Source organism: Streptomyces sp. NPDC058092 (assembly GCF_042884935.1).
Lineage (GTDB): Bacteria > Actinomycetota > Actinomycetes > Streptomycetales > Streptomycetaceae > Streptomyces.
Genome location: NZ_JBHVSY010000048.1, coordinates 1 through 19,129 on the forward strand (window position 1 = coordinate 1; position 19,129 = coordinate 19,129).

At 68.3% G+C, this 19,129-nt stretch carries 18 protein-coding genes and 2 pseudogenes; 13 read left to right on the forward strand and 7 right to left on the reverse strand.

From position 1 onward, the window contains the following. A partial coding sequence (locus tag ACFVV1_RS39720) for a hypothetical protein (RefSeq protein WP_390000240.1) occupies nucleotides 1-211 on the forward strand: 211 nt, incomplete at its 5' end. 214 nt (nucleotides 212-425) lie between these two features. Here the strand turns inward: ACFVV1_RS39720 and ACFVV1_RS39725 are convergent. After that, complete coding sequence (locus tag ACFVV1_RS39725) at nucleotides 426-662, reverse strand: DUF6207 family protein (RefSeq protein ID WP_390000243.1); 237 nt, start codon at nucleotides 660-662, stop codon at nucleotides 426-428. Between the two features lie 284 nt (nucleotides 663-946). Between ACFVV1_RS39725 and ACFVV1_RS39730 the strand changes: the two genes are divergently transcribed. Genes ACFVV1_RS39730 through ACFVV1_RS39740 form a run of 3 tightly spaced genes read left to right on the forward strand, consistent with a single transcriptional unit; the run spans nucleotide 947 to nucleotide 2,878 of the window. Next, the gene (locus tag ACFVV1_RS39730; protein ID WP_390000245.1) at nucleotides 947-2,023 is read left to right on the forward strand and encodes a tyrosine-type recombinase/integrase; all 1,077 of its coding nucleotides are present in this window, start codon (nucleotides 947-949) and stop codon (nucleotides 2,021-2,023) included. Continuing rightward, a complete protein-coding gene (locus ACFVV1_RS39735) occupies nucleotides 2,020-2,349 on the forward strand; it encodes a helix-turn-helix domain-containing protein (protein WP_390000248.1) in 330 nt (109 codons plus the stop codon). Before ACFVV1_RS39730 ends, ACFVV1_RS39735 begins: the two co-directional genes overlap by 4 nt. Before the next feature lie 16 nt (nucleotides 2,350-2,365). Next, nucleotides 2,366-2,878, forward strand: a complete 513-nt coding sequence (locus ACFVV1_RS39740) for a hypothetical protein (protein ID WP_390000251.1) — start codon at nucleotides 2,366-2,368, stop codon at nucleotides 2,876-2,878. A gap of 290 nt (nucleotides 2,879-3,168) precedes the next feature. On the opposite strand, the gene ACFVV1_RS39745 is transcribed toward ACFVV1_RS39740, so the two are convergent. After that, a complete protein-coding gene (locus tag ACFVV1_RS39745) occupies nucleotides 3,169-3,384 on the reverse strand; it encodes a heavy-metal-associated domain-containing protein (RefSeq protein WP_390000253.1) in 216 nt (71 codons plus the stop codon). Then, nucleotides 3,381-3,791: a nuclear transport factor 2 family protein gene (locus ACFVV1_RS39750; RefSeq protein ID WP_390000256.1), complete on the reverse strand. Its 411-nt coding sequence runs from the start codon at nucleotides 3,789-3,791 to the stop codon at nucleotides 3,381-3,383. Before ACFVV1_RS39750 ends, ACFVV1_RS39745 begins: the two co-directional genes overlap by 4 nt. Nucleotides 3,792-3,873: 82 nt before the next feature. Here ACFVV1_RS39750 and ACFVV1_RS39755 point away from each other — a divergent pair, with 82 nt between their 5' ends. Then, nucleotides 3,874-4,524: a TetR/AcrR family transcriptional regulator gene (locus tag ACFVV1_RS39755; RefSeq protein ID WP_390000259.1), complete on the forward strand. Its 651-nt coding sequence runs from the start codon at nucleotides 3,874-3,876 to the stop codon at nucleotides 4,522-4,524. Between the two features lie 197 nt (nucleotides 4,525-4,721). Here ACFVV1_RS39755 and ACFVV1_RS39760 read toward each other — a convergent pair whose 3' ends face one another. Then, a complete protein-coding gene (locus tag ACFVV1_RS39760; protein WP_390000263.1) occupies nucleotides 4,722-5,927 on the reverse strand; it encodes a DUF4241 domain-containing protein in 1,206 nt (401 codons plus the stop codon). Between the two features lie 312 nt (nucleotides 5,928-6,239). Next, on the reverse strand, nucleotides 6,240-6,623 hold the full coding sequence (locus ACFVV1_RS39765) for a hypothetical protein (protein ID WP_390000266.1): 384 nt from the start codon (nucleotides 6,621-6,623) through the stop codon (nucleotides 6,240-6,242). Between the two features lie 68 nt (nucleotides 6,624-6,691). Here ACFVV1_RS39765 and ACFVV1_RS39770 point away from each other — a divergent pair, with 68 nt between their 5' ends. The 5 genes and pseudogenes from ACFVV1_RS39770 to ACFVV1_RS39790 all read left to right on the forward strand — a co-directional run. Then, nucleotides 6,692-7,081, forward strand: coding sequence for a hypothetical protein (locus tag ACFVV1_RS39770; RefSeq protein WP_390000269.1), 390 nt, complete (start codon nucleotides 6,692-6,694; stop codon nucleotides 7,079-7,081). A gap of 622 nt (nucleotides 7,082-7,703) precedes the next feature. Beyond that, entirely contained in the window at nucleotides 7,704-8,930 is a 1,227-nt protein-coding gene (locus ACFVV1_RS39775) for an IS110 family transposase (protein WP_390000272.1), read from the forward strand. 905 nt (nucleotides 8,931-9,835) lie between these two features. Then, a complete protein-coding gene (locus tag ACFVV1_RS39780) occupies nucleotides 9,836-11,485 on the forward strand; it encodes a hypothetical protein (RefSeq protein WP_390000275.1) in 1,650 nt (549 codons plus the stop codon). 332 nt (nucleotides 11,486-11,817) lie between these two features. Further along, nucleotides 11,818-12,675 carry an acyl-CoA thioester hydrolase/BAAT C-terminal domain-containing protein gene (locus tag ACFVV1_RS39785; protein WP_390000278.1) on the forward strand — a complete coding sequence of 286 codons (858 nt, stop codon included), beginning with the start codon at nucleotides 11,818-11,820 and terminating at the stop codon, nucleotides 12,673-12,675. Between the two features lie 175 nt (nucleotides 12,676-12,850). Then, nucleotides 12,851-13,207: pseudogene (locus ACFVV1_RS39790) on the forward strand (transposase); the annotation flags it as partial. A 9-nt stretch (nucleotides 13,208-13,216) separates the two neighbouring features. On the opposite strand, the gene ACFVV1_RS39795 reads toward ACFVV1_RS39790, so the two are convergent. Next, nucleotides 13,217-14,236 (reverse strand): CehA/McbA family metallohydrolase, encoded by a 1,020-nt coding sequence (locus tag ACFVV1_RS39795; protein WP_390000281.1) that lies wholly within the window; start codon nucleotides 14,234-14,236, stop codon nucleotides 13,217-13,219. A 106-nt stretch (nucleotides 14,237-14,342) separates the two neighbouring features. After that, entirely contained in the window at nucleotides 14,343-15,260 is a 918-nt protein-coding gene (locus tag ACFVV1_RS39800; protein WP_390000311.1) for a helicase associated domain-containing protein, read from the reverse strand. Between the two features lie 258 nt (nucleotides 15,261-15,518). On the opposite strand from ACFVV1_RS39800, the gene ACFVV1_RS39805 reads away from it, so the two are divergent. The 3 genes and pseudogenes from ACFVV1_RS39805 (at nucleotide 15,519) to ACFVV1_RS39815 (ending at nucleotide 19,128) form a co-directional block, all read left to right on the forward strand. Then, nucleotides 15,519-16,661: an AAA family ATPase gene (locus tag ACFVV1_RS39805; RefSeq protein ID WP_390000283.1), complete on the forward strand. Its 1,143-nt coding sequence runs from the start codon at nucleotides 15,519-15,521 to the stop codon at nucleotides 16,659-16,661. A 176-nt stretch (nucleotides 16,662-16,837) separates the two neighbouring features. Continuing rightward, nucleotides 16,838-18,281: pseudogene (locus ACFVV1_RS39810) on the forward strand (Mu transposase C-terminal domain-containing protein); the annotation flags it as partial. A 217-nt stretch (nucleotides 18,282-18,498) separates the two neighbouring features. After that, nucleotides 18,499-19,128: an AAA family ATPase gene (locus tag ACFVV1_RS39815; protein ID WP_390000314.1), complete on the forward strand. Its 630-nt coding sequence runs from the start codon at nucleotides 18,499-18,501 to the stop codon at nucleotides 19,126-19,128. The last annotated feature ends 1 nt before the right edge of the window (nucleotide 19,129 follow it).

Consider the following 19,129-nt stretch of genomic DNA (forward strand, 5'->3'; position numbering starts at 1 on the left):
GATGTGGTGGTGGGAGGAAGGCGACCGCCACAAACTTGCCTTGACCTTCCCTCAGTGGATCCAGGCATGGCTCGACGGGCACCTCACCCACAAGTTCATGGCGGCACGGCAACTGCGGGACGAATCCTGGGTCGGACCGTGGGCCAACGAGCAGCCGTACGGGCGCCGCGCTCTTGAATGGGAAGGGCCAGGCGGGCACGGCGAGCGCTGAGGAGGTAGAGCGCGCCCCATGCGCGAGGCCCACTATCCGCGCCAAGAAGCCTCCACGGCGCCTCGCGTGTCGCGCGGCCTGTCGAGTTGTGGCCGGGCGTGTTTCAGCCTGACAGGCCAGGGGGCGGTCCGGAGGCGAGCGATCCGCCCGGGTCGGGCGCGAGCGGAACCCCCGACCATGCTGTCTCTGGCGGCGTCCATGGCTGGTCAGCCGGTCACCGGGTCAAGCTCGCCCTCCTCTTGGTGCTCCGAGTCGAGTTGTGGACGCAGGTCCAGCAGCGCAGCCGCACGCCCGGCTCGCCGGGCTCCCGGGTCGTACGGTCCGCCGGCGGGATCCCCCACCGCGCGGCGAGCAACTCCTGGACCGCGAACGCGGTCTCATCATCGGCGGCCGCGATCTCCACCACGGCCAGGCCCGGCTCTGCGACATGCGCGTCGATGATCGGCTTCATGCACGGCATGATGTGCCAGCGCTTTGAGTTGGTTCTGCAAGGTTCACTCAACCGAGTCGCCGGTGGGGCCCGCGCTGACCCGCTCACCCAGCGCGGGCGACGCCCGCAGGATTGTGCGACATCCCGCGAGTTCCCCTGAGCCCTGCTGAGTCCTTGTCCCCGTGGCCAGGGTGTTCTGTCTCCCTGGGGTGTTCTTCGATCCGCTGACGTAGCTTCAGAATTCTTGAAGCGTTCTCACTTCGTCCGATCGATCTGCGATCGGGGTGAAGGCGAGGAGGCTCGGGTTGGCGCTGGCAGCCGTACGCGACCTGCGCGAGTTCCGCGATCCGGTCTCGGCGGAGGAACTGGAGCAGTTCGAGACCGATGTGCTCGCCGGGTTCGTTCTCGCGCGGGCTTCTGCGGGGCTGGCGGACGGCACCATCCGCGGGGACGTCGGGCACCTGGACCAGATGCGGGCCTGGTTCGGCCGGCCGCTGTGGGATATGGAGCCGGCCGATGCCGACAGGTACTTCGGGAAGGTGCTGCGGGGTTCGCCGAGCGGCACCCGGCTGGCCCGCGCGCAGGCGCTGACCACGTACTTCCTGTTCCTGGACCTGCGGCACAAGGTCGAGATCCACCGGATGACCGGGCGGGTCGTCGAGTGCCCGATCGACGAGATGAACCGCCCGCGGGGATCCAAGGACGCCGCCCTGCGGATCCCGCCGACCGAGCCGGAGATCAAGAAACTGTTCACCGGCTGGGGCGGCGAGCTGGCGACCTGCCGCAAGTTCGCCCCAACCGCGCGGAACTACACCGCATCGAAACTGATGTCGCAGGTCGGACTCAGGGTGAGCGAGGCATGCAAGCTCGATCTGGCGGACATCAAGTGGGACCTGGGCCGCTTCGGCAAGCTCCACGTGCGTCATGGCAAGGGCGCCCGCGGCTCAGGCCCGCGCGAGCGGATGGTACCGCTGATCAACGGCGCCGACCGCACGCTGCGGTGGTTCATCGAGGACGTCTGGGGCCAGTTCGACGACGACCACACCCGACCCGGAGCCCCGCTGTTCCCCTCCGAGCGCAAGAACACCGACGGCTCCTCGCGCCGCGTCGGCGACGACGCCTTGCGCAACGGCCTGGCCGCCGCAGCGAAGACCCATCTGCCCGGCTGGGCCGACACGCTGACGCCGCACGTCCTGCGGCACTTCTGCGCGTCCGAGCTCTACCTCGGAGGGCTTGATCTGCTCGGGATCCAAGCGGTCCTCGGACACTCCTGGATCGCTACCACGATGCGGTACATCCACGTTCAGCAGACCCGGGTCGAGGACGCCTGGGTGTCCGGGCAGCAGCGGGCCGCGAAGCGGCTGGAAGGACTGATGGGATGAAGTGGAACCTGCGGCTGACCGCCGCGAACAAGGGGATCTGGAAGGCGTCCGAACTCCAGCGGAGCCTGACCGAGCACGGCTTGGTGATCTCGGCCGGGAAGATGTCCGGCCTGTGGTCAGGCCAGCCGGTCTCCCTCAAGCTGGAGGACCTGGACGTGATCTGCGTCGTGCTCGGCTGCGAGATCGGCGACCTGCTGATTCCCGAGCCCGAGAAGGTCAGCTGCCCAGGTCAGCAGGCTGGCGTTCAGGAGGCCACGACCGGCTCAGTGGTGGCCCCGGCCGTCGTGCCCAAGCGCCGCGACGGCCGTTCCCTGCCGCCGATGTGACCTGGTCACCACCACCATGGGGAAGATCAGCGAGAACAAACCGGCAGCCTCCTGCATGGGCTGTTTCGCCTGGGGCCAGCTGCCCGGCCGGTTCTGCCGCGGCTGCTACACCTACGGCCAGCAACACGCCGTCGGCGAATGCGTCGGCTGCCGGCGACAGGTCCCGGTCGATAACAAGCACGGCTACTGCCGGCTATGCCGGGCTCAGGCGACCTGGGCGATCAAGGCCAGCGGCAAGGCTTCGGTGATCGAGCCGTACCTGCGACAGGTGGCCTGTCAGCAGCTGTTCTTCGCCAACCTTCAGCGGCCCAAGAACGGCGGACCCCAGGTCGGCAAGGCCGGGCGGCGCGTCCTGAAGCCGCCACCGCTTCCCGAACCACACCGCTTGACGACGGCAACGCAACTGACGCTGTTCACTGCCACTCGGGACTTCCGCCGGTTCGACCGGGAACTCCACGCCGACCTGGCCAACCCCTGGCTGGTCCGGGCCCGGCAGGCCGCTCGGGCTCTGACCCCAGCCGCAAAGTAGCGGTCAGGGCTTCGTGAGCGTGGTCTTCTTGGGCTGGCGGGGCAGGGTCTTGGTCTTGTCGAGGTGGCCGTACAGCGTCGACCGGGGACCGCGAGCGTGTCAGGTCGGCGCGGTCAAGCCAGGTGGGCAGCAGTACGTCGGTGCCCGGGGTGAGGCCGTCGAGCGCGGCGACGCACTGGACGTCGAAGACGAACCAGGCGTCGGGCGCTCCCTCGTCGGGCTGGCGGGGCGCCGACGCCGGGTCTTTCAGCGCCCCCGATCGGATGCAGCGTGTAGGCGGTCACCTCGCGCTACCCGTCCGCGACGGCGAGCTCGTAGCCCGCCTCTTCGACCGCGGCGCGTACGTCCGCGGTGTCGAGCTCCTTGTCGCTGGTGACCGAGACCCTGCCGGTCTCGACGTCCACCGTCACGGCGGTGACGCCGGCGACGCCCTCGATCTCCTCGGTCACGAAGGCCGCGCAGTGTCCGCAGGCCATGCCGGTGACGGTGTAGCTGCTCTGGGTCATTCCAACGCTTCCTTCCCGTCGATGGCGGGGACGGTGCGGGTGAGCATGTGAGCTTCGCGCATCCGTCCGTCGGCGGCGAACCGCCCGAAGAAGCAGACCTCGATCGCGAGGTACCTGCCGCGCCGCTGGACGTGCAAGGTATAACGGGCGGCGATCCGGTCACCGTTTGCAATGGCCTCGTGCACCTCTGTCCGGTTGCCGGGCCGGGTCTTACGCACCGGGCGGGTGTGCGCGATGAGCTTGTCGCGGTCCATCCGGTGTCCGTCGGCGACCTGGACGATGTCCGGGGTGTGGTACCGGTCGAAGATCAGCGCCGGATCCTCGTCGCTCAGCACCAACTCCTCATGGAAAGACATGAAGAAGTCGGCGATGAACTGCTTCGGATCGGTGTCGGCAAGTGGGCGCATGGGACTCCCGCCAGTTGGCACGGACGATCTCTTACACGCTGTAAGATATGCATATGTCGTCAACTTTGACAAGGTGTAAGAGATGCCCTTGCCCTCGGTTCGTAACCGTCGTGCCGATGCCCGCCGCAGCAAGGCCGCCATCCTGGATGCCGCTGTCCGGATCCTCGACGTCCAGCCCGACGCCGGCATGGAAGCAATCGCCACTGCCGCGGGTGTGACCCGCCAGACCGTCTACGCCCACTTCCGCTCGAGAGAGCAGTTGCTGCTGGCGGTCGTCGACCGGATCACCGAGGAGATCGTTGCCGCGATGGATGCCGCCGACCTCCATGCCGGACCGGCCGCTGACGCTCTGCTACGTCTGCTCGATGCTGGCAAACAAGCGGCCCACCGCTATCCCGTACTGCTGCAGAAGATCAGCACACTGCCGGTCAGTCCGCAGATCGACCATGACCGGCACACATCTGTCGCCGACCGGATCAGGCTGGTGATTCAGCGTGGCCAGCAAACCGGAGAGTTTGATGATCGACTCCCCCCTGACTGGCTGGTCACCGTCATCGTCAAGCTCGCCCACAGTGCGAGTGAGGAACAGGAGGCCGGCCGGATGTCCAGCCAGGAGGCGGAGCACGCGCTTCGTACCAGCGTGCTCCGCATGCTCGGTGCGGCCGCAGGAGAAGACAGCCCATCTTGGCCTCGCGGATCTGCTTGCGGTGGTACTCGGCAGTACGGCCGGTGAACGCGTACTTCGCGAACTCCGCGGCCAGCACCTTCACCAAGTCCGCGACGTAATCGACCGCGGTCTGCGGGATCTCCGCCCTTTGCTCACCGCTGCCGGTCTCATGGCGTCCTCCCACCGGCACGCCTCCCACTCTGGAGGTTCGCCGCGGTCCCAGTCTCGGGCAGTGCGGCCTCGCGCCGATGGTCGGCGGCTCCTTACTCTCCCCCGTCGGCGGAATGGAGCTGGAAGTCGACGACGACGCAACCAACCTGTCCGTCATCGGTGCGGCCGATCCAGACGGGGTAGGCCCCGTCGCCCTGGCCGGCACGGAAGGCGATGAGGTTCGGCTCGGGCTCCGTGCTGGGCAGTTCGACGCTGAAATGGCTGTCGAGGGGTATGAACAGGTCCTCGTCCAGCTGGTCTTCGATCACCGTCCGAGTCGCATCCATGAAAGCCGCTGTGCCGGTATCCACGCCAACCCCGTAGAACTGGCCCTCGCCGAGCAGCCCGAGGTCCTCGTCGGGCCGGAGGGCCATTTCCCACTCGCGGGGCGGGATGTCCAGGAACGTCACCCTGGCCGCGGCGACACCGGCCCCGCGTGTCGTGCGCAAAAGCGACAGCGTGACCGGGAACTCGCCCGGTGGCACAGCGACGGTCCGCGGGGTCTCTCTGATCCAGCCGGGGTCCGAGACCGCCAGCTGCCCTGACGTGATCCGCAGCAGGCCGGCGTCAACGGGCTCGACGACGGCCGGCCCATCCGGAGTGTCGCACGCGCCCGGACTGAACAGTTGCTCGATTCCGGTGGCGCGCAGCGGTCCCGATCCTTCGTCCACCGACACGTCGCTCAGGACGACGGTCGTGGCGGGCTCGTGGCCCTGCTGGGCGAGGAACGGTGCGAACACCTGCCAGTCGCCGAATTCCGGTACGGGGCAGAGGAAGCTTTCGACGGGCGCCGGGAACCGCCGCACGGGGACGCTCGACGGGCCGGATGTTCGAGCGTGCAGTGGCTCCGTCGACGCTCCCCTCGGCCCGGCGAACTCGGACCTCACCTCGACCTGCCCGTCGGCCGAGACGGTCGTGGTCTCCTGAACATCCCACTTCGAGGACGAGTACTCCTGCTCGTTGGAGAACTGCCATCGGGTGTTCTGGTGAGCCAACAACATCCCCGTGCTGTGCGGCTTGAGGTCGATCATCTGCATGCGCCAGGACCTGTCGTCGAACAGATACACACGCCACATCCGCCGCGGCCAGTATTCGACCAGTGCCAGCGGTCGCTCCCGCGCGGACAGCAGAACCGCGTAATCCATCCCGGCAGCATGTCTGCGTGCCGCGAGCGCGCGCGACATCGGGTCCGGATGGGTCATTCCCCGATAGGAACCCCACATGTCGCCGTACGACACATCAAGACTGTCGAAGATCACAGCCGCGCATCTCCCCCCGTGGCACCAGCCGCCCCCGAGCAGTGGCGCTCGACGGGTGACCCTGCCGCATCGCCCTGCCCTTCCGGAGCTTCGTTGTGCCGCAGTCTGCCACTGAGGTGTGACACATAGGATTGTGGGAGGCCCGCAACCTGGGGTTACCGACGAAATGGGCCGCCCCAGGTGACGAAACACAGTCGGTTCGGCGTGCCTCATCGGTGATGCGTGCGTTCGCGTCAGCGCCGACGCTCAGGGGCGGGAACGTGGGCACTCCTGCGCGGGAATCCAACCCGGCGGAAGCCACGTTACGGCTGGTCAACGAATTCCGTCGGTTGCCCTCATGGGCTTCAGCAAGGGTGGCAGCACACGAGCGCCGACCGTGTCGTCCACCGTGCCGTGCTCATCAACCGGCTCCGCCGCACGACATTCGACATCCCCATGCTCCTCGCCGACGTCGACCCTGACGACGAGGAAGCTGCCGAACCCCTCGGCATCGCCGCCGCCGCGGCGAGCACCGTGGCCGCCGCAGAATTCATCGACGCACAAGAACACGTCGAGCAGGACCGGTTGGAGCACGCTCTTGTCGCTCTGGATGGCGCCGAAGGCTCCCTCGCGCAGGCCCTGCTCACCCTGCACCTTCTCCGCCTCCAGATCCGCGCGATCCGGATGCAGGAGTGACAGTTCACCGACGCCGTGCACGACAGCTGTTGCACCCGCTATGATCTTCTGGACCGCCTCTGAGCTGCGATGATTCTCCTCGCACACTCGTGAAGCCCCGGAGAAACATCGGTGACTTCGACTGCTCGGGCGAGGACGTCGAACGCGACTGGGTGACACACACCGGCTGCTGGAGCCGCACTCAGCGCGTGCTGCTCACCTACGACCAGGTCGTCCACGAGTACGGGCTGCCCGCGACCGAGGGGAAGCGCGGCGACCCGCGTTGGCCGGCCTTCGCGCGCCGCTACGACTTCGACATCGCCCACCCCGTGCAGTGGGAAGTCGAAGCCCTCGAGCCGGCAGAACTCCGGCGCCTGGTCCTGGCCGCCGTCGACCCGTACGTCGACCGCGCCGTGCTTGCCCGGCAGATCGCCCAGGAGGAACAGCAGCGCCGCGCCCTGGACGAGTTCATCGGTGGCTGGGGCGCGGCGGGGCAGTGATTGGGTCAGCAGGCGTCGGCGCCATCTCGACTGGGCCATGGCCCCGGATATCCGGCCGATCTTCGTCCCGTTTGGCGCGCCGGGCAGGACTGCTGTCCGGCCGGAGTTGTGCAACGGGTTGCGCAACGAGGCGCCCAACAGGTTGCCGGTGCCCGAAGCGGGCGGTGGTGTTCGGGCAGGTCACACCCCCTGGGTCAGCACCGTCCCGGCGGCGACACCTCTAATTCGATAGCAATTAGAGGTTCTGGAAATCTGACAGGCCCGGCGGACGGTGTCTGCCAGGGCAGGACGTGTGTGGTCCGGTCGGTGCCGTGGTGACCCCTACGACACCTCCGACCGATCAGGTCTGTGGAAAGACCGGCGGCGCTGTGGTGCCGGCCGGTCCTCGCACGTTCTGCCCTCATGGGTCCGTCGGGTTCGGGATCCTCGGTGGATGAGCTGCCGCACGGTGACGCGTTTTTCCTCACGAGCTTCGAGCTCTGGACACGGCGTGCGCCCGTGCGGTCCGGCGGTGCCGCGCACGGCTGATGAGGTGGCGGGCCTTGGAGCCCTGGAATTAGTGCGCCGTGCGGCCCCGCGTGCTCGCGTTCGAGAGAACAGGACCGGAGAAGGGGCGGGATCCATGGACGTGTACTGCAGGATCGACTGGGCGGAGGGACACCACGACGTTGCGATCATCGATAACACCGGCAAGCTGCTGGCCAAGTGCCGAATCGACGACGATCTGGACGGCTACCAGCTGCTGCTGGACCTGATGGCCGATCACGGCGACAGCGCCGAGACTCCGATCCCGGTGGCGATCGAGACCAGCCGCGGCCTGCTGGTCGCCACGTTGCGGACCGGGGCCCGGCAGGTGTTCGCGATTAACCCGATGGCGGCCTCCCGCTACCGCGACCGGCACGGAGTGAGCCGCAAGAAGTCCGACCCGGGCGACGCCTTGGTCTTGGCGAACATCATCCGCACCGACATGCCGATGCACCGGCCTCTGCCCGACGACAGCGATCTGGCCCAGGCCGTCGCCGTCCTCGCCCGCGCCCACCAGGACGCGGTCTGGAATCGGCAGCAGATCGCCAACCAGCTCCGCTCGCTGCTGCGCGAGTACTATCCGGCGGCTCTGGAGGCGTGGCGGCACAAGGCTGGCGGGCTGACCCGGCCGGACGCGCGGAAGATCCTCGCTGCGGCGCCGACCCCGGCCGCCGAGCTGCCGCTCTGGAAACTCAAGGTGATGATGCACAGCGCCGGACGCAAGCGCGGCATAGACGAGGACGCCGAGAGGATCCAGACGCTGTTCCGGCAGCCGGCCGCCCGGCAGTTGCCAGCGGTGGAGGAGGCCATGGGCATCCAGGCCAAGGCTCTGCTGGTCCAGCTGAATGCCGTCTGCAAGGCCGTCGACGAGCTCGCCAAGGCGGTCGAGCGGACCTTCCGAACCCACCCCGACGCCCCGGTCATGCTCAGCTTCCCTGGAATCGGCCCCGGAGTTGGTGCCCGGATCCTGGCCGAGATCGGTGACGACCGCACCCGCTTCGCCACTGCGGGCGGGCTCAAGGCATACGCGGGAGCGGCCCCGATCACCCGGGCCTCGGGCAAACGCAAGTACGTCGGGCGCCGGTTTGTGAAGAACAACCGGCTCAACCACGCCGGATACCTATGGGCCTTCGCCACCCTCACCCACTCGAAGGGCGCCAACGCCCACTACCGGAAGCGACGGGAGAACGGAGACTGGCATGCGCAAGCCCTGCGGCACCTGTTCAATCGGATGCTCGGCCAGCTCCACCACTGCCTCCAGAACCGTGTTCCCTTCGACGAATCCGTCGCATTCCCCACAGTCTGTGCTGGACAGGCGGACTGAGCAGGGGAAGCGCAGTCCTGACCCACGCTGTTGATGGGATACAACGGCTCGTATGACGGTCTTCTACTGCGCGAAGTGCAGCGCCGAACTTACCCCGGACCTGCAGGAGCTTCCGGGTGTCCCGGATGTCTCCGTGCAGGACAGGGACCGGCACAGCAAGACTCGGCTCGCGCCGTCGACAGTCCCGCGGGGCAGCTATGCCATCGATCCCGAACCCTGGGGTGCCCCCTTCGCGGCTGCTGGCACCCGGCACATGGCCGTTTATGGGAATCGGGCTCTTCTCATGCCATTTGGCATGACCGGCATGGTGCCGGCTGGGCCCAGGAACTCCGTGATTGTGCACCCGGAAGACGTGCCTAGCCTGCAGCTGATCGGCTCCCTGGGCATCCACCATGGGTGCTGCGGACCGCTTGGAACCGGGGGCCGCAACATGACGTGCATGTGCGGGTCGCTCGTGGCCACCCTTGCCGCGGACTGTATGGGCCCGCACGAACTGCACCTGGATCCGCTTCGGGCATACGCCTTCACGCCTGACACATCCACGTGATCACGGATCGCCCGGCGCCCACCGATCGGAGTCCTTGGCGGACATCCTTGACTCCTTAGCCGCATGAGGTGTCTTCCCTCAAAGGGGAAGAGTGCCTTTCCCTTCCCCCGGCCGGGCGCCGGCTCACGGTGCCCGCTCCCGGGGTCGTCTCCGCCCGGGGTCGTCTCCGGCACCAGGATCCCAACTTCAGCGAACTCTGGGGTGGACAGGAGGACACCCATTCCGGACCATGCGGGCGCGCTCTGCTCCTGTCCACGCGCCACAACGGACCCGTTGGGCAGATAGTCGACGCCGGTCAGCGCCGACGAGGGAGCCATCGGGCGGCCCGGTTCAGGAGGCGAGGTGGCAGGATGACGTGGTGTCAGACTCTCTCCGTGAACTGTGGCTGCGCGGCATCGCCTTCAACGCGGCGGCGCCCGCCGACGTGCTGATATGTCTCCTGGACGAAGCGGCCGGTGAGGCCGGCTTGCTGATGTGCGAGGGCCGCGACCTGCCCGACGCGGTCATCGACGCGGCCCTCCGCCACCCGGTCGAGCGGATCCGCCGCGCCCTCGCCCGCAACCTGCACGTCGACCCCGCACGACTCGCTCCCTTGGCATCGGACCCCTCGGGACTTGTCCGTGCGTATCTCGCCCGTGGCACCCGGCTCCAGCCCAGGTGGGTCCGGCCCCTGCCGGCCGACATCCTCGTCACCTTCCTGACCGCCCAGGACGGAGGCGAGGACGGCAGGGTCACCGAGAAGGACATCGTCGGGGAGCTCTGGTCCTCCCGGCAGGTCCCTCCGTCCTTCCCGCGGGACATGGCCGGTCACGACCACCCCGCACTCCGTCTGTACGCCGCCTTCCAGTGGCAGTCGCTCACCGCTGCGCAGCGCAAGGCCCTGCTCGACGACCCCGACCCCGCTGTACAGGACGCAGCCAGGAAGAGCAGCCGGCAGCTGGACCCGGAGGCGGTGGAGGCCGAGCTGCCGCCCATCGGATCACGCCACGCGGTGTCCGTGCTCAGCACCTGTGCCCTGTCACCCGCGGTCGTCGAGCAGTGCTTCGCGGACGACGAGGTGCACCCGCTGGCCCGGAACCGCCATACCCCGGCCGACGCCCTCGCCCGGCTCGCCCGCCACCCCGATGCAGAGATCCGCAGGCTGGTCGCCACCCGGCCCGACCTGGGACCGGCGGCGGCAGAGCTGAGGCAGGATCCGGACGAGGACGTGCGGATGCGTGCCCGCCTCCAGCCCTTCATCCGTACCTGGGCCGAATTCCAGGAGGTCCACAAGGTCGTCGATCACGGTCCCGACTGCACCTGCCCGATCACGCAGCCGGCCACCGAGCCGTCGCCCGACTGGTACGCCACCTGCGCGGCGTCCGAGGAACCAGTGCTCCGCCGGGTTGCGGCGAGCTGGCCCGGCCTGCCCGCAGAGCTCGTCGGGACACTGGCGCTGGACGATGACGAGGAGGTACGGATCCAGCTGGCCTGCCACCACCCACTGGCTCCGCCGCACCTCCTCCTGGACGTCTTCGTGACCCGCCCCGCCCACCGTCCGCACCTGCTGACCCTGCCCGCGTTCCCCCGCACCGGCCGGACCCACCTCATCGGCCACCCGGACCCCGAGGTACGCGCCCTGGCCGCGGCCGACCCCACCCTGACCGAACCTCCGCTGGAAGACCCCGACGATGCAGTACGACGGGCAGCCGCCGCCAACCCGACCCTGACACCGGAGACCCTGGAAACCCTCCTCACCGACCCCCGCACCGCAGAGGGCGCCGCGGCCAACCCGTCCCTCCCCCGTCCCCCGCATGCACGCACTCCTCGACCACTGCCTGAACGGCGCCGCCACCCCGCCGACGGCGGCCCGACGCTGAGAGACGACATCCACGTAGCGATCACAGGCATGGCAATCGCCGTCGGCCATCGACTGACACCAGCACGCCGGGCAAGTGTTTCCAAAACTCCGACAGCACCGGGGTACTTGCAAGGGCAGCATCGGGATGTTCCTGGTGAAAGGGCCTGATCCTGCCGCAGATGTCGAAGGTCGAGCTGTACGCGGCGATCCGGCGCGATCAGCCCTACGACGAATCGAAGGCATCCCCACGCCAGCCCCCGACGGAAGAACTCGCTGCTGCCGCTTGACGCCTTAGCAAGGTGGGATGTCTACCGCCTCGCCAGCACCCGAGCGCGAGCCGGAGCCCCCGCCAAGGCCAGCTGAGAGGCTGTGAAGGAATGCCTGTTGCCCTCACGGATAGCGGGTCGGCGCGGCGTTGCCTGTCACCCGTGCGGGGCATCACGGCCGAATAGGCTGCCCTGGCACACCGAGCAGCTGAAGGCGGACCGCAGGGAGAGCACGTGGAACTGACAGAGCGCGAGCTGACCAATCCGTGGGAAGGCGTTCTGATTACTCCCGTCGCTGGCGCCGACGTCGGCGTTCTGGTCCTGGCGGGCTCCAGCGGACGCATCGAGCGTGAGAGAGCGCGCATCCTCGCCAAGCAGGGCGTTGCGGCCTTGGCGATCCGCTGGTTCGGCGGGCCCGGACAGTCTCAGGGAATCTGCGAAGTCCCCTTGGAAACCTTCATCGACGCCGTCGATCTCCTCCGCTCCGGCGGCGCGCGCCGCATCGGCATCCTCGGCGTCTCTAAGGGGGCTGAAGCAGCTCTGCTCACCGCAGTGCACGACCCGCGCGTGGACGTGGTGATGGCGCTGTCACCGACCTCGCGGGTCTGGTGCAACGTCGGACCAGGCCACGACGGCGAACGGCTGCCTTATCGATCGTCCTGGACGTGGCGGGAACAGCCGCTTCCTTTCGTTCCGATGGACGATTCCTGGACGGCCACACAACCGTCAAGCGGTCCGATCGCCATCCGCGGATGGTACGAACTCAGCGAGGAAATCTTCGGCCATCTGGTTCCCCCACCGGAGATACCCGTGGAGAAGGCCCGGGCTGATCTGCTGCTTGTCGCGGGTGGCGACGACGCGATGTGGCCGTCCCTGCCCTTCGCCGAACAACTGGCACAACGCCGGCGCTCAGCCGGGGCCCAGGTCCGACTGGTCGCCCGCCACGACGCTGGCCACCGACCACGCCTCCCGGGTGAGAGCCCAGCATCGCCCTCCCCGCACTTCCAGTACGGAGGCACGCCCGAAGCAGACGCACTCCTGGGCGCGGCTGCATGGCCACACATCCTTGACGCACTTGGCAGCGGAGCCTGACAGGTGGGCCTCTTTGCCGGTTCTGACACCGGACGGGCCGTCCCATGCCCTGACGTCATTTCATTTCTCGTGAACATTCCCGAGCCCGTCGAACTCCATCCGCTGCCCAAAGTGCCGGACAAACGCTGCTGCTGAATGTGAACGAAGCCACCGACCGGACGGCACTTGCCGGGATCACCGCCAAGACGTCACCCAGCTCCTGCCGCTGCTCGACGCGGTTCCGCCGATCCGGGGGCTGCGAGGGCGACCTCGCCGTAAGCCGCGGCACGTGTATGCCGACCGGGGCTACGACTTCGACAAGTACCGCCGGCTGCTGTGGAAGCGCGGCATCAGACCGTTGATCGCCCGACGTGGCGTGGCCCACGGCTCGAGGCTCGGCAAGGTCCGTTGGGTGGTAGAGCGGGCCTTTGCTTGGCTGCACCAGTTCAAACGGCTCCGGATCCGCTACGAACGACGCGCAGGCCTCCATCAGGGCCTACTCGAACTGGCCTGCAGCCTCATCTGCCTCCGTCGCCTGCGCGGCGTACGGTGAAACGAGTGGTCAGACAAGGATCACCGGATTGGTGAGTGCGGCGACGTCCCCGTTGGGATGGCGGACCTCGATGCGGACGAACATTGACTCCTCCGCCGTCGTGTCCCACGGCACCACACCTGCCCCGTCGTCGGGGAGAGACGCCCGGTGAACCTTTCCTCGATCGGTGTGGAAGCTGACAGTCCCCACCGGCACGCCTCGCACTGCTGCCTGCACTTCGACCTGCCCACCATAAGTTGTGAGCTGTTCTCCCACCTCGGCAACGTGACCATCGGCATTGGCAGTGAACGTCACGTCCACGTCCGCCGACTCGGCGATCCAACTGCGGCCGGCACGGATTCCGGCCAGGATCGCCTCGGTGTTCAGCTCCTCGGCGAAGACCACGGTGTGAGGGATGCCGATCTGCCCTTCCAAGTGGGTGTCGCTGTTGCCCATCGCCGGCCGCCACGATCCCGTGTGAATGTCCGCTGCGAGGCTCCGCCCCCACTCCGCCAAGGCGGCCTCGTTGTCAGCGTTCCAAGGTCGGTCCGAAGTCCACAGTCCGTTCCAGACCTCCACCACGTCGAAGCCCCGGAAGGGGAACATGAAGTCGCCCGACGGATAGGGCGCATGCGGGTGTGCGGCCACGCACAGCCCTCCGACTTGATGGACCTGGTCTAGGCACTGATCGATCAACCCGTCCCTGACCTGGTGGTTCCAGTCGATGGCCTTGCCGGGTTTGATGCCGAGCGCGAGCCAATGCCCGGTCTTCGTGGTCACTTCCTCACCGAGAATGATCAAGAAGTCATCGGCAGCCAGGTGCCCCCACGCACCGGATTCCGCAGCTGAGTTGTGTTCCGTCGTCGCCATGAAGTCGAGCCCGGCAGCGCGCCCCCGAACGGCCAACTCTTCAGGAGTGAGTTCCCCGTCCGAGTGAACCGAGTGGACATGGCAGTCCCCGCGGTACCAGGCCGCCCCGCGTCCAACCGCCCGCGTCGGCGGGAAGCTCAAGTTCGACAAGGTTCTCCCCCCAAAGTCCTGTCGAGCCAACGCGCAACCAGAGCTACCAGTTCCGTCGCACCACTGAGCGTCGTCTCAGCCGAGAGGTCAGATCGCATTCTGAAACGATCAGTAACTGGCCGTCCCGGCGCGGCCGTCACACTGTCGCCCAGTCGAGTCCGAGGGCGGCGAGCTGCTGGAGTTTGTCGGTGGTGAGCTTGGCGCGCCTGGATTTCGTGTTCGAGAGGAAGACCCCGAGCTTCACGGCGTGTTCCTGGCTGTCGATCACGATCGTCTCTACGTGGCCCCTGGGGACCGTCACAGAGCCGGTGCGGGCCTTGTACTGCGCCAGGGCTGCGACGCCTCGCTCGAAGGCCCCGGAGGCCGTCTTGGGCTTCGTGGGTGTCTCAGGGGGCGTTGGCTCCATGCCGAGCTGTTCCAGGCGCTCGCGCTGCCCAGGCATCAGCCCATGCCAGACCGCGTACTCACGCTGCTTGTGGTACCAACGGCCGATGTCCATGCCGTGCACGGTGACCCCGGGCTCCACGTAGGTGAGGGCGCTCTCCTCTACGAACATTTCCCGCAGCGCGGCGTAGTGCCTCTGCCACTCCGGCGACCACTGCGGGTTCCAGTCCTCGTCGACTTCGCGCAGCGCCGTCTCCCACTCGGGGTGTTCGGTCAGCGCACCAGGCCGACGAAGGTTGGACAGCCACTGGCCGACCGGCCGGTCCAGGGCGGTCGCTGGACGCGGGGCGCACAGCGTCCAGTGCTGGTCATAGTACGCCTTCGCGGCTTCCAGGTTCTCCTGGAACCGCTCATCCGCAAGGGACCAGATCATGCCGAGCTTCTCCAGCCGATTGGCGCGCAGGCCGGTCATCTGCCCGGCCCCATAGGCCCGTCGCTGTTCTGCGACCCATTGCCCAAGGGGGTACGCGCCCTCCTTGTGTCCGTACGGAACTCGGGCGTGAAGCTCACGCTCGGTGAACCGCTTGAGCGACGCCCAGCTGCGATCTCTCGGTTTGGTGTCGGTGGTAGTGAGAGTCAGTAGTGCTGGTGTGGGCCTGTGGTCTTTCAGCGCTGGTCAGTGGGATGTCGGTGGTGGGGTTGTCACTGTCATAGGGCGAGAGATCTGGGTGGGGGATCGCTGTCGTGGGGCTTTATCTCATGGAAGGTGATGCTGTCTCAGGTTCGAGAGTTCTGATGCGATCGGTGGTGGTGTGCCGGGTTTGATCGGGGGATGAAGCGGGACACAGGAACCGGACTGAGGCGCCCGGCCGGGCTGCCCAGAGCGTTGGTGGTGCGGCGTCTTCTGGAGCGACATCAGGCCGGGGAATTGACGTCCCAGCACGTGCGGGCGGTCGCTGACGTGTCGGGTGTTTCGGTGCGTACGGTGTGGCGCTGGCTGGAGCGGGCCAAGGCGACGGGCCAGGCGGAGGCCGGTGTCCGCCAGGGCTACGCAGTGTCGGATATGGCGTGGGCGCTGCTGGGCCGGGTGGGCGGGAATGTCGCCGAGCTGCGGCGCCGGCTGGCCGACGGAGGTGATGGGGGTGAGGTCCCGTCGTTGTCGACGTTGCACCGCGTGGTCCGCCGGGACCGCAGGGCGGGTCGGACGCTGGTGATCGAGCGGGAGATCGAGGTCGCTGGGGAGCGCAGGCCGGATCCGTTGAGCGAGCTGGGCCTGAACGCCGTGGCCGGACGGGGTGCTGGCAGGCAGGTGTTCTTGCGGGAGCAGAAGCATCTGGCACAGGTCTCGGTCCTGGTGCCCGGTGCTCAAGTGGTCCACACGCCGACGGTCCAGTCGGTACTGCGAACGGTCGGGCATGCTGCAGCAGTTGGTGCGGTGGTGTGCTTGTACGGGGATGCCGGTCACGGGAAGACGGTCGCGCTGCAGTACGCACTGTCTCAGCTGCCGCACCCGGCGCGGGTCCGCAGGGTGCACGTAGGGGTGAACCCGACGGTGCCGGAGCTGCGGCGGGGGCTGGCCGACGCACTCGACATGGACAAACGCCTCCCGCACGGCACGGGGGAGGCGGACCTGCTTCTGGTGGAAGCGCTGCGGCAGCCGCGGGTGCTGGTGCTGGACGAGGCACAGCGCCTGCCGGTGCTGGCGCTGGAGTATCTCCGCGGGTTGTGGGACCACCCGGACACGGACACAGCACTCGTGCTGGCCGGGGCGGGCAGCGAGCGGGCGCTGCGCAGGGTGCCGGCGTTGGCCTCTCGGGTGCTGGCATGGGAGCTGGTACCGCGCCTGGGCCCGGCCGAGGTGATCACCGTGATGGCGGCCTTCCATCCTCTGTGGGGCGAGGTTGCCGAGGGGGATATGGAGTGGGTGGACAAGCATACGGGGCACGGGAATTTTCGGACCTGGGCTAAGCTCACCGCGCACTTGACCGCCGAGACCTACGGCCAAGGCCCTGCCGTGGTCGACCGCCAGATGCTGGAGCGGGTGTGCGCGCGACTCATGGGGCCCTTGTGACCCACACCGCCGAGCCATCAGGGAGTGTCCCTCCCCACCCCGACGATGATGAGGCCCGTCCAGTTGTACCGGCGGGCTTGCCCGCTGCCTCTCTCGCGTCGCTGCGCGGCCCCGCGGTACGCCGGCTGCTGGTGTTGCGTCAGGAGCAGGCGCTGACGACCCAGCACGTCCGGCTGATGGCGCAGTCCCTTCAGGTGACTGAGCGCACGGTATGGCGGTGGCTGGCCACTGCCGAGCGCGATGAAGCCGCAGCCGCCGAGCCCGGATCGCGGGCCCAGACCCGCGACCGGTTCACCGTGACCCCCGAGGTGCGCCACCTGCTGGCGTTGTGGAAGGGGAACGTGGCCGCAGTCCACCGCGAACTGACCGCCCGCGCCGCCCGGCAGTCCCCGCCCGCGGCGCCGCCGTCGCTGCCCACCCTGCACCGGGCGGTCCACCGGGATCTGACACCGGGGGAGCGTGCGGGCCTGGCTGCGGGGGAGCGGGCGGCACGCAAGCACGATGTGTTCCTGGCCCGGCCGCGGGGCTGGCGTAACCAGGTGTGGGAGACCGATCACATGCAGGCCCCGGTGCTGGTCGAGGTCGACGGCACGGCCCGCAGGCCGTGGATCACGTGGTTCACCGACTGCGCGACGAACGCGATCATGGGTCGCGGTCACGCCGGGGCATCCCTCGCGGGAGTCGGTGCTGGCCGCGCTGCGCTCCGCGGTCCTGCGCGAGGACCCCTACGGTCCGTTCGGCGGCCTGCCCGAGAAGGTACGTGTCGACCGCGGCAAGGACTTCTTGTCCAGGACGGTGACCGCCGCGTTCGACGCTCTGGTCGTGACGGTGGAGGACCTGCCCGCCTACACCCCCCACCTCAAGGGCACCGTGGAGGGCCTCAACCGGGCGGTGGAGGGCATGTTCCTGGCCGCGTTGCCCGGCTATGCCCGCCAGCCGCGCCCCGGTAAACGCTCCTCCCGCCCGAAGGACGAAGTGCTCCTCGGCTTCGAGGACTTCACCGCCCGGCTGCTGGCCTGGACGCTGTGGTGGAACACCGAGCACCGCCCGGCGCCGTTGCGGGGCAGGACTCCGCTTGAGGCGTGGCAAAACGATCCCACCCCGCTGCGGGACGTGCCCGCAGCCGATCTGTGGACGTTCACCCTGGAGGACGCCGGCACCCGCACGCTGACCACCCGCGGCATCCGCTTCAGGAAACGCGACTACGTGGGCCCGTGGATGACCGGCCAGACCGGAATCCAGGTCAGGGTCCGCTTCATGCCCCACCACGACCACCGCATCGAGGTCTACCACGCAACCACCGGCCGCTACCTCGGTCCAGCGGACCTGGCCGACCAGGCCACCGAGGAACAGATCAGCGCTGTACGAAGAACCCGGGCCGCCCGCGCCCGCCGTCTGAAGAAGGACCTGGAAGCCTCCCAGCGTGAGCGCTACGCCGCCGCCACCCAGGCCGAAGCCCCTCAGCGGCTCGGCGCCCTGACCACTGCCCAGGCCGGGGCCGAACTCGCCCGGGCCACCGACACCGACCTGTCGGACCTGGCGCTGCCGGACCTCATCCCGCCAGCCGCGCCTCCAGCCGGGTGGCGCACTCCTGCTTCCCTGACCGCGCTGACCACACCAGGCCAGCCCGTCCCGCTCCCGTCCGGCAGCGATGAGGAAACCGCCCCGGACCGCCGGGACGTGCGGGCCGCAGTCCCACCACTGATGAAGACGGAGACGCCTGATGACCGCGGCCACCTACGAGTACGTCGACCTGCCCGACGCCTCCGTGGTTACCACCCGCGCCCTGCTCACCGCCCGGGAGAACATCACCGACACCGTCGCCGCCCGCGCCATGATGTGTATCCACGGCGGCGCCGGCTTCGGCAAGACTCTCGCGGTCAACACCTGCCTGCGCGCACTCGAGCCGGACGAGGACGTCCGCCGGGTCACCTTCCGGGCTCGGCCCACCGCCCGTGCGGTGCGCTACGAAATGTTCACCGCCCTCGACCTCGCCGGTGAACTGCCGCGCCACCCCAGTGAATTCGACCGCCTGCTGAAAACAGCTCTGGCCGAACGCCCTCGTACCTTCCTCGTCGACGAGGCCCAGTGGCTTAACGGGGAGGCGTTCGAATACTTCCGCTACCTGTGGGACGAACCCTCAACCCAGCTCGCGATCATCTTCGTCGGCGGAGAGGGCTGCCACACCGTGCTGCGCCGCGAACCGATGCTCTCCTCCCGCATCTTCATCTGGCAGCACTTCACCCGCCTCACTCCCAGCGAGGTCCTCGACGTCATCCCCCTGTTCCACCCGATCTGGGCCGACGCCGACCCCGACGACATCGCCTTCGCCGACCAGCATGCCGCACACGGCAACTTCCGCGCTTGGGCCAAGCTGACCGCCCATGCCCGCACCGCCCTGGCCCGCACCAGCCGCCCCCGCGTCGACCAGGAACTGCTGCGCTGGGCCTTCAGCCGCCTCGCCTGAC

What these genes read in the sequence shown, in the direction of transcription:
- ACFVV1_RS39725 (WP_390000243.1), bottom strand. Translation starts at nt 662, where the DNA reads ATGAAGCCGATCATCGACGCGCATGTCGCAGAGCCGGGCCTGGCCGTG.
- ACFVV1_RS39735 (WP_390000248.1), top strand. Translation starts at nt 2,020, where the DNA reads ATGAAGTGGAACCTGCGGCTGACCGCCGCGAACAAGGGGATCTGGAAG.
- ACFVV1_RS39740 (WP_390000251.1), top strand. Translation starts at nt 2,366, where the DNA reads ATGGGGAAGATCAGCGAGAACAAACCGGCAGCCTCCTGCATGGGCTGT.
- ACFVV1_RS39745 (WP_390000253.1), bottom strand. Translation starts at nt 3,384, where the DNA reads ATGACCCAGAGCAGCTACACCGTCACCGGCATGGCCTGCGGACACTGC.
- ACFVV1_RS39750 (WP_390000256.1), bottom strand. Translation starts at nt 3,791, where the DNA reads ATGCGCCCACTTGCCGACACCGATCCGAAGCAGTTCATCGCCGACTTC.
- ACFVV1_RS39755 (WP_390000259.1), top strand. Translation starts at nt 3,874, where the DNA reads ATGCCCTTGCCCTCGGTTCGTAACCGTCGTGCCGATGCCCGCCGCAGC.
- ACFVV1_RS39775 (WP_390000272.1), top strand. Translation starts at nt 7,704, where the DNA reads ATGGACGTGTACTGCAGGATCGACTGGGCGGAGGGACACCACGACGTT.
- ACFVV1_RS39815 (WP_390000314.1), top strand. Translation starts at nt 18,499, where the DNA reads ATGTGTATCCACGGCGGCGCCGGCTTCGGCAAGACTCTCGCGGTCAAC.